We start from the raw sequence: 12848 nt of genomic DNA, 5'->3' as shown, positions 1-12848 counted from the left end.
AGGGCCTCATCGGGGGCAAGCCCCCTCCCACATTTGACTGATTTCACCAATAGATATGTGTAAACCCAATCCAGTGTGGGAGGGGGCTTGCCCCCGATGCGCGAAGCGCAGGCTTTTTATTTTTTCAGGTCTTCGGCACCCTGCAACGGTTCATCACCCAGCAGCAAGTCCTTGTCGTGGCTGACTTGTTCTTCCTCGAACATGCGCCAGGTCCGGTCGCCTTCCACGCCGAGCAACTCGACGAAGCGCCGGCCTTCGACCTTGTCGGTGACTTGGCCGATGTAGCGGCCGGGCTCACTGTCGCTACGGGCCAGGTTGATCTTGCGGTCTTTCTCCGGCTGGGTCGGGGAAATCAGGTTCAGCTCCAGGGTTTTCGGGTTGCTGTAGCCGGTAAGGTTGACCTCGACTTCACCGGTCAGCTCATCCAGGTGCACCTTGGCGCGCAGTTGCAGGGTCTGCGCGAGTAGCTCGCGGTCGAGGGAGCGGTTGATGCCTTTGCCGGCCTCGTAGTAGTTGTCGTTGACCAGGTTGTCCGGGTTGTTCACCGCGATGGTCACCATGGACAGGGTCAAGGTCACCGAACAGGCCAGGATGCCAATGATGATCCAGGGCCAGAGGTGCTTGTACCAAGGGCTTGCGGCAGTTGCTACGGACATTGTTCGGTTCCCTGTTAGCGGACTTGTGGGCCGATGAATCGGCTCTTGGCTTCAATATGGACGCTGGCGTCATCGGCATCGGTGAGGATGAATTTCACCTCGTTGGTGCTCGACGGCAACTGTTCCGGCGCACTCGACAGCTCCACCGGCATGCTGACGATATCGCCGGCCGCCACCTTGATCTCGCGGCGGCCTTGCAGCTTGAGGTCGGGCAGGCCGGCGGCGTCGAGCACGTAGGTGTGGTCGCGCTGGTCCTTGTTCATGATCTTCAGGCTGTAGACGTTCTCGATGCGGCCTTCGGCGTTTTCGCGGTACAGCACGCGGTCCTTGCTCACGTCGAAACCCACCAGCGAGCGCATGAAGAACGCCGCCACCAGCAGGCTGATCATCGCCAGCAACACCAGCGCGTAGCCGATCAGGCGTGGGCGCAGCTTGTGGGTTTTCTGCCCCGACAGGTTGTGCTCGGTGGTGTAGCTGATCAGGCCGCGTGGGTACTCCATCTTATCCATGATGTTGTCGCAGGCGTCGATGCACGCGGCGCAGCCGATGCACTCGATCTGCAGGCCGTCGCGGATGTCGATACCGGTCGGGCACACCTGCACGCACATCGTGCAGTCGATGCAATCGCCGAGGCCCTGGGCCTTGTAGTCGACGCCTTTCTTGCGCGGGCCTCGCAGCTCGCCACGGCGTGGGTCGTAGGAAACGATCAGGGTGTCCTTGTCGAACATCACGCTCTGGAAGCGCGCATACGGGCACATGTAGATACACACCTGTTCGCGCAGCCAGCCGGCGTTGCCGTAGGTGGCGAGGGTGAAGAAACCCACCCAGAAATACGACCAGCCATCGGCCTGGCCGGTGAAGAAGTCAAACACCAGTTCGCGGATCGGCGAGAAGTAGCCGACAAAGGTCATGCCGGTGACAAAACCGATCAGCAGCCACAGGGTGTGCTTGCTGAATTTGCGCAGGAACTTGTTGGCGCCCATGGGGGCCTTGTCGAGCTTGATGCGCTGGTTGCGGTCGCCTTCGGTGACCTTTTCGCACCACATGAAGATCCAGGTCCACACGCTCTGCGGGCAGGTGTAGCCGCACCACACGCGGCCGGCATACACCGTGATGAAGAACAAGCCAAACGCCGCAACGATGAGAATGCCCGAGAGAAGGATGAAGTCCTGGGGCCAGAAGGTCGCGCCAAAAATAAAGAACTTACGCTCTGGCAGGTTCCACCACACGGCCTGGTGCCCACCCCAGTTCAGCCACACCGTGCCGAAGTAGAGCAGGAACAGGCCGGCACCGCCGAGCATGCGCAGGTTGCGGAACAGGCCGGTGAAGGCGCGGGTGTAGATTTTCTCTCGCGAGGCGTAGAGGTCGACGGTTTTGGCAGGCGGGGTAACGTCATGTACCGGTATCTGGTCGCTCATCATTGCATCCCACGGCGGTGGAGATTTGCCTCGGCCAGTACGTGCCAACCGGGGTCAAATTAAGGATATTGCAGTGGCGTAATGATACGCCCCTGATCCCTGTCAAAGGGTGCGACCTTTGGTCGCGTTGGGGGAGATCAATTGATGGTGTAAGTGATCTGGGTCAATTGACAGGTGAGTATGGACGGTTTTTGGCTCTCCGGGCTCGGAGAGTAAGGTTTTAGAAGCGACGAAGCCCCGCGCAGTAAAAACTGGCGGGGCTTTTTTCATGGGGCTTTGGTAACCCTTTCGCACTTACCTGATATACGGGAGCTTCTGCTTGACATCATCACGAGTAACCAAGCTGGACTTACCATGAAACCCCAATTGCTGCATTAGCTCAGGACGGTTAAAGAATTCACGTATGAACATCTTTTTTTCATCATTATAGTTTTTCGAATTGAGTACCTGTTGAAGTCTTTGAATAGATAGTTCGTTAAATTTTCTACCCGTGCTACTCCAACTCACCAGTTTGAAATCATTGAAATTATCGAAGAGGTGTCGAGTTATATCCCTATCACTCATGGTAGAGAATCGACCATTATCTTTTCTTTCAAATGACGCGAGACTGGCCTGATCAATTTTTCCATCATGTTTGTCTTTGCCGTAACCATCTAGCTTTTCGAACAGCCTATCTTTTTCCAAGATGGCCCTGGCGAACGCTGAATCGTAAGGGTCGACCCCATCCATTTCAGGGAAGTACGCCATTTTCGCCAGATGTTCGCGAGTTACAGAACCTGGGTGCTTGGGATCTTCAAACTTGTCAAAGTACGTACGCAGAAGAAAGACTATCCCCTCCTCTGTAGTGTTCATGTAATAATTTTTAAGGTCGCGCGTTGCTGGAGTAGACGAAGCTTGAGTCGGCGCCGAGGGGTTATAATAAACATTTCCAATCGCAGTCATTAACAGTCCCTAAATTAAAACCAGTTGTCTATGGCCCCTCTTGGTGGAAACACCCCGTCCTACCGTTCCAACTGAAACCGAAGCAATTATTTAAGAATATTTTCTACGGTTATTACGTTGCGGCTCTGACATCAATTTTTGTACCAGCCTGCACAGCGGAGAGGATAAATTTTACGAGAGATTGACTATCTGAATGTAGGGTTCACTGCTTGACTCATTGTCGCCGCATGTACACTGCCAGCGGTGCAGATTCAACAATTTTGCAACGACATATGATAACCCGGTACCGCTGATGGCGGTTCATGCCGTTTGCCGCCGCCCTAATCTTCGCCCTCGGCCACTGGTGGCCTTAACCACGCTTGGGCAACTACAGCTAGTCCCATGGGGACAATAAAGCCGAGGAACAATAGAACCGCAAACCGACAGCCCTGGACGGTTGAGCCTGGCAGGCTAATGTGGTTGTCAACTAACGTTCGGTTGAGCCCGCTGTATGCCCAGGCCAACTAACCGCACGCTTACACTCGCTTGTGACCAGCTTCTGATATCGGAATCGGAGTTTCTAGTTTATAGATGACACCCTGGGTATTGGCTCGATCCTAACGCGCTAAGACGTATCCGCAGGCGATTCGCTGCTGAGTGAGCTGGATGGATACTGCAGGGGCGCCAAGGTGGGGCGGCACTGTAGAGGATGTAAGGGATTGACAGCTTGAAATGGTTTATGACATTTGTGTAAGTTGTTTAATGCCGTTGTGAGTGGAACTGATAGCGTCGAGTTGCCACACACGAGTAGACACTGCTATCAACGTGGTTACTATTCTAAGGTAATACTATGATTATAAATAATGTGTTGAATGCTCCACTACTGTCTGCGCCATCTCGTATCGCGCTGTGGCCCGAAGAGGAAAAAACGGTGCGCATACAATATGCCGCTTGGAGCGATTTTACGGATGTCCAAGCAATTGGCTGGTGACTTCAAAAGGGTGAAGTGCGGTTTTCAGGTAGTGCAATACAATTGTGAGTAATCATCAACGCCCTTACGGTTTCACCGGACGGGGCTTCATATAATGTCATCAATGCTCAGGAGCTTACCTCTTTGGACGGGATTGAGCGATCAAGCCTTGACCTTGAAGTTGCTGGCCAGTTTCGACAAGTACGTCGATCCATTTGAAAAGGGTTTTTATCACACCGAACTCGTTGAGAAGAGTCGAGAAGAGGTGCATGGATTGACCGTTGAAGGCTCACCGCTGGCGGATGCAATTCTATGCCGTCCGTACATTATGAATCAGCTTGATATAGATGCGCATGGCCGGCTGGATGGGGAAATTGATCGTCATAATATCCAACATGTTATTGGTGCCAAGGGTTTAATCACTTTCCGATCACTCGAGTGATAACAATATCAGCCAATATTTATTAAAAACTTCAGTTGTTGTCTCGTCGGTTTCTGTTCAGGAAACTGGATGGTGATCAAGATGGAAGGATCGGCGTCGGTACTATCGTAGACGAGTTGACGCACAGGATTGAATACCTGGACGACCCTTTCCACGGGACTGTCCGGGTAGCACTTTCGGATAAGGGCGAAGAGATTGCACGTTACCGTGGTTACAAACCTTCGTCATATGTAACAACGAGTTGGATGTTGATAGAAAAAAGATCGGACTCCTTGTAACCCCGGTTGATGTATGCAACGCGTTGTGCTGAAACATCATCGAGCCTCAAAGAAGCAGCTCGCCAGAGCACTGGCGGGCTGTTTGGTGGTGCTGAGTCACTTGCTCCGCGTCCGTCGCCTTATTTCCATGGGATTGGCCGTAAACATACACTGCCAGCGAGTGCACCCTGTCATTGCCTTGCAACCGTTCCTGCGCAGGCATGTGGCCCTTACGGGCGTAGCGGATGGTTTGCTGCAGTTGGGCGAAGCTTGAACCCTAGATGAATGCAACCGGGTGGGCAGGTCTTGCGCGTTCCTCGCTGTAATGGTGCCGATCGCCTGCACGCGCCTGCGCTTGCAGGTTAATCAGTGAATTGTCGATGACGCTGATGTTGTCGGTGAGTGAAGTTGTTGTGCACTCAAAAAAAAGCCCCGCCGATTAATATTGGCGAGGCTGTTTTGTTTTAACGCTTCACTCGGTGTCGGCCGGTTTATCCCCATGGGACAAGCTGTACACATACGCCGCCAGCAAGTGCACCTTGTCATTGCCTTGCAGTTGCTCCTGCGCCGGCATCTGGCCCTGGCGACCCCAACGGATGGTCTGCTGCAGTTGGGCGAAGCTCGAACCGTAGATGAACGCACCGGGGTGGGTCAGGTCGGGTGCACCCATGGCTGGGGTACCTTTACCGGCCGGGCCGTGGCAGGCCACGCAGTTGGCGGCGAAGAGTTTCTCGCCGTTGGCCACATCGGCTTTCACGCCTTCGGGCAGTTTGCGCCCGTCGAGGTTGGTGAGCACGAACGCGGCCACATCGCTGACGCCTTGTTCCTTGAGGATATCCAACCACGCCGGCATCACCGCATGGCGACCCTTCATGATGGTTTCCTTGATGGTGGCCGGCTCGCCGCCCCAGCGCCAGTCGGCGTCGGTCAGGTTGGGAAAGCCATACGCGCCCTTGGCGTCGGAGCCGTGGCACACCGAGCAGTTGGAAGCGAACAGGCGGCCACCCATCTTCAGGGCTTGCGGGTCCTTGGCGACTTCTTCAATCGGCATCGACGCGAATTTGGCGAAGATCGGCCCGAACTTGGCGTCCGACCTGGCCATTTCCTTTTCCCATTCGTGCACGCCGGTCCAGCCGGTCTGGCCGTTGGCGAAAGGGGTTTGTTTGTCGGTATCGAGGTAGTTGTAGCCCGGCAGCAGGCCCTTCCAGTTGCCCAGGCCGGGGTACAGCGCCAGGTAGCCGAGGGCGAAGACGATGGTGCCGACGAACAGCATGAACCACCACTTGGGCAGCGGGTTGTCGTACTCCTCGATGCCGTCGAACGAGTGGCCGACGGTTTCGTCGGTTTGCTCGGCGCGCTGGCCCTTGCGGGTCGACAGCAACAGCCAGGTCAGGGCGAAGATGGTACCCAGACTGAGGACTGTGACGTACAGACTCCAGAACGTAGTCATTCTTTGTTACTCCTAGAAGCTTGCTCGACGTGCTTGATGGCTTCGGGATCATCCGCAAAGGGCAGCAAGGTCGCGTCTTCAAACTCCGACTTGCGCTTGGGGCTGAACACCCACAACGCCAGGCCAATAAAGGCCACCATCACCACAACGGTGCCCAGGCCACGAATCATCCCGATATCCATAGATCACCGTTTGCTTTTGATGATGGTGCCCAGGCCTTGCAGGTAGGCCACCAGTGCGTCCATTTCGGTCTTGCCCTTCACGGCGGCGGCTGCACCGGCGATGTCTTCGTCGGTGTAGGGCACGCCCAGGGTGCGCAAGACTTCCATCTTCTTCGCGGTGTCCTTGCCGTCGAGCTTGTTTTCCACGAGGAACGGGTACGCCGGCATTTTCGACTCAGGCACCACGTTGCGCGGGTTGTACAGGTGCGCACGCTGCCAGTCATCGGAGTAACGCCCGCCGACACGGGCGAGGTCCGGGCCGGTACGCTTGGAGCCCCACAGGAACGGGTGGTCCCACACGCTTTCACCGGCGACCGAGTAGTGGCCGTAGCGTTCGGTTTCGGCACGGAACGGGCGGATCATCTGCGAGTGGCAGCCGACACAGCCGTTGGCGATGTAGACGTCGCGGCCTTCCAGTTCAAGGGCGGTGCGCGGCTTCATGCCTTCCACCGGCTTGTTGGTCACGTCCTGGAAAAACAGCGGAACGATCTGGGTCAGGCCGCCGATACTCACGGCGATGACCATGAAGAAGGCCAGCAGGCCGATATTCTTCTCGACTACTTCATGCTTCATCAGTGAGCTCCCACAACGGCGATCTTGGCGGCGGCTTCGGCTTCTGCCGGGTCGGCGGCACGCACGGTGCGCCAGACGTTGTAGGCCATCAGGAACATGCCGGAGGCAAAGAATGCACCGCCCAGGGCGCGCACGATGTAACCCGGATGGCTGGCTTGCAGCGCTTCGACGAAGGAGTAGGTGAGGGTGCCGTCATCGTTGATGGCTCGCCACATCAGGCCCTGGGTGATGCCGTTGACCCACATCGAGGCGATGTAGAGCACGGTACCGATGGTGGCCAGCCAGAAGTGCGCGTTGATCAGGCCAACGCTGTGCATCTGCGGACGGCCGAACAGTTTGGGGATCATGTGGTACAGCGCGCCGATGGAGATCATCGCCACCCAGCCGAGGGCGCCGGCGTGTACGTGGCCGATGGTCCAGTCGGTGTAGTGGGACAGCGAGTTGACGGTCTTGATCGCCATCATCGGCCCTTCGAAGGTCGACATGCCGTAGAACGCCAGCGACACCACCAGGAAGCGCAGGATCGGATCGGTGCGCAATTTATGCCAGGCGCCGGACAGGGTCATCATGCCGTTGATCATGCCGCCCCAGCTCGGGGCCAGCAGGATGATCGACATCGCCATGCCCAGGGACTGTGCCCAGTCCGGCAACGCGGTGTAGTGCAAGTGGTGCGGGCCGGCCCAGATGTACAGGGTGATCAGTGCCCAGAAATGCACGATGGACAGGCGGTACGAGTAAATGGGACGTTCGGCCTGTTTCGGCACGAAGTAGTACATCATCCCCAGGAAACCGGTGGTCAGGAAGAAACCCACGGCATTGTGGCCGTACCACCACTGGATCATCGCGTCCGTGGCCCCGGCGTAGGCCGAGTAGGACTTGAACAGGCTCACCGGCAACGAGGCGTGGTTGACGATGTGCAGCATCGCCGTGACCAGGATGAATGCGCCGTAGAACCAGTTGCCCACGTAGATGTGCTTGGTCTTGCGCTTGACGATGGTGCCGAAGAACACCACGGCATAGGCCACCCACACGATGGCAAGCAAAATGGCGATGGGCCATTCCAGCTCGGCGTACTCCTTGGTGGTGGTGTAACCCAGCGGCAGGGTGACGATGGCGCCGACGATGACCGCTTGCCAACCCCAGAAGGTGAAGGCCGCAAGGCTGTCGGAGATCAGTCGCGTCTGGCAGGTTCGCTGCACGACATAGTAGGAGGTGGCAAACAATGCACATCCGCCGAAGGCGAAGATCACCAGGTTGGTGTGCAGCGGGCGCAGGCGGCCAAAGGTCGTCCATGGCAAACCGAAATTCAATTCCGGCCAGACCAGTTGCGAGGCGATGAACACCCCGAGCCCCATGCCAAGGATCCCCCAGACCACCGTCATGATGGCGAACTGGCGGACTACCTTATAGTTATAAGCAGTCGGACTGATTGCTGTGCTCATTCTAAGGTTCCACGGTTTAGGTTTTTTTATAGGTAAAATCGGCCGCAAGTATGTAGAAAGCGAGGGGTCATTGCAACGCAATGACTGACCTGTATCAATGCGTTCCACGCCAGATTCTGCGCCCTTTCCATGTTTGGTGTAAGGACAAAATCGGAAATCGAAAGCTGATCAAGTGGACAGGAAAATTCAGGGGGTCGCAACGAATGTCGTCGCGTACGCCAGGATTGGTCCGCTGTGGGAACAAGCGTAGACCCGAAAGTGAGGAGGGGAAAGTTGTGCTTTGGAAGGGTGTGACACTTGGTCGCGTCAGTGAAGGCGACATTGGATTCTTTGTAGGAGCGAGCTTGCTCGCGAAAAACGTGAGGGCGCCGCGCTGAATCAGGATCACCGCTTCATCGTTGACGCTCTTCGCGAGCAAGCTCGCCCCTACAGGAAAACCGGGGGCCGCCCCTGATCAGGGGCGGCGGTTGAAGGTTATTGCGCTTGGCTTTCTGGCGTTGCGCCATCAGCGTTGTGGGACAGGCTGTAAACATAAGCGGCCAGCAGGTGCACCTTGTCATTGCCCTGCAGCACTTCCTGCGCCGGCATCTGGCCTTGGCGGCCGTGGCGGATGGTCTGCTGCAACTGCGCAAGGCTGGTGCCGTAGATGTACCCGGCCGGTTTGGTCAGGTCGGGCGCGCCCATGGCTTCCATGCCGTGGCCTTCCGGACCGTGGCAGGCAACACAGGTGGTGTTGAAGGCCGCCTGGCCGGCAGCCACATCGGCGCTGCTGTCGGCGGGCAGGGGCAACTTGGCCAGGTCGTGGCGAACAAAGGCCGCAACGTTCTTCACACCCTCATCGCCGAGCATGTCACCCCAGGCCGGCATCGCCGCGTGGCGGCCGTTGAGGATGGTGGTCTTGATCGCCTCGGCCGAACCGCCCCAGCGCCAGATGTTGTCCGCCAGGTTCGGGAAACCAAACGCGCCCTTGGCATCCGAGCCGTGGCACACCGCACAGTTGGAAGCGAACAGGCGACCGCCCATTTTCAGCGCTTGCGGGTTCTTGGCCACTTCTTCCACGGGCATGGCCGAGAATTTGGCGAAGATCGGCCCGAACTTGGCGTCGGCCTTGGCCATTTCCTTGTCCCATTCCTTGGTCTGGGTCCAGCCGTCTTCATAGCCCGGCAACACGCCTTTCCAGTTGCCCAGGCCCGGGTAGAGGATCAGATAGCCGACCGCAAACACCAGGGTGCCGGCGAACAGCATGAACCACCACTGGGGCAGCGGGTTGTCGTATTCCTCGATACCGTCGAAGGCGTGGCCCATGGTCTGGTCGACACTGCCCTTGGTCTCGCCCTTGCGGGTGCCGACCAGGAGCCAGGTCAAGCCGATCAGGCTGCCGAGGGTCAGTACGCAGATCCATGTACTCCAGAATAGGGTCATGGCCGGGTGCTCCTTATTGCAGGCTCTTCTTGAGCGTCGGATGGAGAGGGTTCATCGGCGAAGGGCAGCAGGCGCGCCTGCTCGAATTCCGCGTTGCGCCGGTTGTTGAACACCCATAGCGACAGGCCGATAAAGGCGATGGCCACCACCAGTGTGCCGAGGCCGCGGATGGTGCCTGCATCGAATTCAAATCCCATGGCTCACCTCTTGCTCTTGATGGCAGTGCCGAGCACTTGCAGGTACGAAACCAGCGCGTCCATCTCGGTCTTGCCCTTGAGGCTGGCCACGGCGCCACTGATGTCGTCGTCGGTGTATGGCACGCCGAGGGTGCGCATCACTTTCAACTTGGTCTCGGTGTGGCTGCTGTCGACGGCGGCGGTGACCAACCATGGATAGGCCGGCATTTTCGACTCGGGCACCACGTTGCGCGGGTTGTACAGGTGGGCGCGGTGCCAGTCGTCCGAGTAGCGTGCGCCGACGCGCGCCAGGTCCGGACCGGTACGCTTGGAGCCCCACAGGAACGGGTGGTCCCACACGCTTTCACCGGCGACCGAGTAGTGGCCGTAGCGTTCGGTTTCGGCACGGAAGGGGCGGATCATCTGCGAGTGGCACTGTACGCAGCCTTCGCGGATGTAGATGTCACGGCCTTCCAGTTGCAGCGCGGTGTAGGGTTTCATGCCCTCCACCGGCTTGTTGGTCACGTCCTGGAAGAACAGCGGGACGATCTGGGTCAGGCCGCCGATGCTCACGGCGAGCACCATCAGCAACATCAACAGGCCGACGTTCTTTTCAATCGTTTCGTGTTTCATCACAGACTCCTCAGGCCAGCTGCGCTGCAGCGGTGACTTCGGCGGGCTGCGCCGAACGCACGGTGCGCCAGGTGTTGTAAGCCATCAGGAACATGCCGCTGAGGAAGATGGCACCGCCCACCAGCCGCACGATGAAGCCTGGGTGGCTGGCCACCAGGGTTTCGACGAAGGAGTAAGTCAAGGTGCCGTCTTCGTTGACCGCACGCCACATCAGGCCCTGGGCGATGCCGTTGACCCACATCGAAGCGATGTAGAGCACGGTGCCAATGGTGGCCAGCCAGAAGTGCGCGTTGATCAGGCCGAGGCTGTACATCTGCTCGCGACCGAAGACTTTCGGGATCATGTGGTACAGCGCGCCGATGGAGATCATTGCCACCCAACCGAGGGCGCCGGCGTGTACGTGGCCGATGGTCCAGTCGGTGTAGTGGGAGAGGGCGTTGACGGTCTTGATCGCCATCATCGGGCCTTCGAAGGTCGACATGCCGTAGAACGCCAGGGACACCACCAGGAAGCGCAGGATCGGGTCGCTGCGCAACTTATGCCAGGCGCCCGACAGGGTCATCATGCCGTTGATCATGCCGCCCCAGCTCGGTGCCAGCAGCACCAGGGACATCACCATGCCCAGGGACTGTGCCCAGTCCGGCAGTGCGGTGTAGTGCAAGTGGTGGGGACCGGCCCAGATGTACAGGGTGATCAGCGCCCAGAAGTGCACGATGGACAAGCGATAGGAATACACCGGACGCTCGGCCTGCTTGGGCACGAAGTAATACATCATGCCGAGGAAACCGGCGGTGAGGAAAAAGCCGACCGCGTTATGCCCATACCACCACTGCACCATGGCATCCGTCGCACCGCCGTAGAGGGAGTAGGACTTGGTCAGGCTGACCGGGATTTCCAGGTTGTTGACGATATGCAGGATGGCCACGGTGATGATGAACGCACCGAAGAACCAGTTGCCGACGTAGATGTGCTTGGTGTTGCGCTTGGCCACGGTGCCAAAGAACACAATGGCGTAGGCCACCCAGACAATGGTGATCAGAATGTCGATCGGCCATTCCAGCTCGGCGTATTCCTTGGAGCTGGTGTAGCCCAGCGGCAGGGAGATCGCAGCCAGCAGGATGACCAACTGCCAGCCCCAGAAGCAGAACGCGGCGATTTTCGGCGCGAACAGCTGCGTTTGGCAGGTGCGTTGCACCGAGTAGAAGGAGCTGGCGAACAGCGCGCAGCCACCGAAGGCGAAGATCACCGCGTTAGTGTGCAGCGGGCGCAGGCGGCCGAAGCTGGTCCACGGCAGATCGAAGTTGAGTGCAGGCCACACCAATTGGGCCGCGAGAAAAACCCCGAGCCCCATGCCGACGATGCCCCACACCACCGTCATAATGGCGAATTGGCGGACCACCTTGTAGTTATAGGCGGTACTTAAAGTAGTGTTCATGGTTCCCCATCCACGGTTCAACCCAAGCAGATGCGGCACTTGGGCTGGAGTTATAGGCAGACTAAAAAGCGAGGCAAGCATGGGCAAAGAGCACAAGGCCAGTATTGACGGGGATCAATGGGCGCAGTGTGTGCGGGAACATGGGTGGTTGTGGGATGTCGCGGCCGTGGCGCTTTCGAGCGATCCCGTCACGCTGATCCTGGCCCACGGCGCAGGCGCACCGATGGACTCATCCTTCATGAACGACATGGCTGCGCGCCTTGCCGGGCATGGCGTCAACGTGTTGCGCTTCGAGTTCCCCTACATGGCCCAGCGCCGGGTGGATGGCGGCAAGCGCCCGCCAAACCCTGCGCCGAAACTGCTGGAAGCCTGGCGCGGGGTGCATGCCGAGGTGCGACGTCATGTCGCTGGGAAACTGGCCATTGGTGGCAAGTCCATGGGCGGGCGCATGGCCAGTTTGTTGGTCGATGAACTGGGCGCCGATGGACTGGTGTGCCTGGGGTATCCGTTCTACGCGGTGGGCAAGCCGGAGAAACCACGGGTTGAGCATTTGGCGGGGTTGAAGACGCCAACCTTGATTGTGCAGGGCGAGCGCGATGCGCTGGGTAATCGGGCGGCGGTGCAAGGGTATGAATTGTCGCCGAGCATCGAGGTGATGTGGCTGGTGGCGGGGGATCATGACTTGAAGCCGTTGAAGGCGTCGGGGTTTAGTCATGAGCAGCATTTGGAGGCGGCGGCGGGGAAGGTGGCCAGGTTTCTCGGCGCCTGTTAGGGCCTCTTCGCGAGCAAGCCCGCTCCCACATTCGACCGCATTCCAAGGGATGTACGCGGT

General features: G+C 58.2%; 13 protein-coding genes and 1 pseudogene. 2 read left to right on the top strand and 12 right to left on the bottom strand.

Going from position 1 to position 12848, the window contains the following annotated elements; all coding sequences use genetic code 11:
• Positions 1 to 116 precede the first annotated feature (116 nt).
• The 3 genes from BLR69_RS13390 to BLR69_RS13380 form a co-directional block, all read right to left on the bottom strand.
• Positions 117 to 656, bottom strand: coding sequence for a FixH family protein (locus BLR69_RS13390; RefSeq protein ID WP_071491367.1), 540 nt, complete (start codon positions 654 to 656; stop codon positions 117 to 119).
• Positions 657 to 670: 14 nt separating this feature from the next.
• On the bottom strand, positions 671 to 2074 hold the full coding sequence (gene ccoG, locus BLR69_RS13385; protein ID WP_071493841.1) for a cytochrome c oxidase accessory protein CcoG: 1404 nt from the start codon (positions 2072 to 2074) through the stop codon (positions 671 to 673).
• A gap of 294 nt (positions 2075 to 2368) precedes the next feature.
• The gene (locus BLR69_RS13380; RefSeq protein WP_134434943.1) at positions 2369 to 3016 is read right to left on the bottom strand and encodes a hypothetical protein; all 648 of its coding nucleotides are present in this window, start codon (positions 3014 to 3016) and stop codon (positions 2369 to 2371) included.
• Between the two features lie 1103 nt (positions 3017 to 4119).
• Between BLR69_RS13380 and BLR69_RS13375 the strand changes: the two genes are divergently transcribed.
• On the top strand, positions 4120 to 4407 hold the full coding sequence (locus BLR69_RS13375) for a hypothetical protein (RefSeq protein ID WP_071493839.1): 288 nt from the start codon (positions 4120 to 4122) through the stop codon (positions 4405 to 4407).
• A 324-nt stretch (positions 4408 to 4731) separates the two neighbouring features.
• Here BLR69_RS13375 and BLR69_RS31160 read toward each other — a convergent pair.
• The 9 genes and pseudogenes from BLR69_RS31160 to ccoN (BLR69_RS13330) form a co-directional block, all read right to left on the bottom strand.
• Positions 4732 to 4962: pseudogene (locus tag BLR69_RS31160) on the bottom strand (hypothetical protein); the annotation flags it as partial.
• A gap of 174 nt (positions 4963 to 5136) precedes the next feature.
• Positions 5137 to 6114 carry a cytochrome-c oxidase, cbb3-type subunit III gene (gene ccoP / locus BLR69_RS13365; RefSeq protein ID WP_071493837.1) on the bottom strand — a complete coding sequence of 326 codons (978 nt, stop codon included), beginning with the start codon at positions 6112 to 6114 and terminating at the stop codon, positions 5137 to 5139.
• A complete protein-coding gene (locus BLR69_RS13360) occupies positions 6111 to 6296 on the bottom strand; it encodes a CcoQ/FixQ family Cbb3-type cytochrome c oxidase assembly chaperone (protein ID WP_003175465.1) in 186 nt (61 codons plus the stop codon). The genes ccoP (BLR69_RS13365) and BLR69_RS13360 overlap by 4 nt, the downstream gene beginning before the upstream one ends.
• A 3-nt stretch (positions 6297 to 6299) precedes the next feature.
• Positions 6300 to 6908, bottom strand: coding sequence for a cytochrome-c oxidase, cbb3-type subunit II (ccoO, locus tag BLR69_RS13355; protein ID WP_003193167.1), 609 nt, complete (start codon positions 6906 to 6908; stop codon positions 6300 to 6302).
• Positions 6908 to 8350, bottom strand: a complete 1443-nt coding sequence (ccoN, locus tag BLR69_RS13350) for a cytochrome-c oxidase, cbb3-type subunit I (protein ID WP_071493836.1) — start codon at positions 8348 to 8350, stop codon at positions 6908 to 6910. Before ccoN (BLR69_RS13350) ends, ccoO (BLR69_RS13355) begins: the two co-directional genes overlap by 1 nt.
• Positions 8351 to 8824: 474 nt before the next feature.
• Positions 8825 to 9772 carry a cytochrome-c oxidase, cbb3-type subunit III gene (ccoP, locus tag BLR69_RS13345; RefSeq protein WP_071493835.1) on the bottom strand — a complete coding sequence of 316 codons (948 nt, stop codon included), beginning with the start codon at positions 9770 to 9772 and terminating at the stop codon, positions 8825 to 8827.
• Positions 9769 to 9969, bottom strand: a complete 201-nt coding sequence (locus BLR69_RS13340) for a cbb3-type cytochrome oxidase subunit 3 (RefSeq protein WP_010208563.1) — start codon at positions 9967 to 9969, stop codon at positions 9769 to 9771. Before BLR69_RS13340 ends, ccoP (BLR69_RS13345) begins: the two co-directional genes overlap by 4 nt.
• 3 nt (positions 9970 to 9972) lie before the next feature.
• Positions 9973 to 10581: a cytochrome-c oxidase, cbb3-type subunit II gene (gene ccoO, locus BLR69_RS13335; RefSeq protein WP_017735321.1), complete on the bottom strand. Its 609-nt coding sequence runs from the start codon at positions 10579 to 10581 to the stop codon at positions 9973 to 9975.
• A gap of 10 nt (positions 10582 to 10591) precedes the next feature.
• Entirely contained in the window at positions 10592 to 12016 is a 1425-nt protein-coding gene (gene ccoN, locus BLR69_RS13330) for a cytochrome-c oxidase, cbb3-type subunit I (protein ID WP_071493834.1), read from the bottom strand.
• Between the two features lie 79 nt (positions 12017 to 12095).
• Between ccoN (BLR69_RS13330) and BLR69_RS13325 the strand changes: the two genes are divergently transcribed.
• Complete coding sequence (locus BLR69_RS13325) at positions 12096 to 12788, top strand: alpha/beta family hydrolase (protein ID WP_071493833.1); 693 nt, start codon at positions 12096 to 12098, stop codon at positions 12786 to 12788.
• Positions 12789 to 12848 lie beyond the last annotated feature (60 nt).

This window comes from Pseudomonas azotoformans, from assembly GCF_900103345.1.
GTDB lineage: Bacteria > Pseudomonadota > Gammaproteobacteria > Pseudomonadales > Pseudomonadaceae > Aquipseudomonas > Aquipseudomonas azotoformans.
The sequence above is the reverse complement of the archived record's forward strand: the minus strand, read 5'-3'. Positions and strand labels throughout refer to the sequence as shown.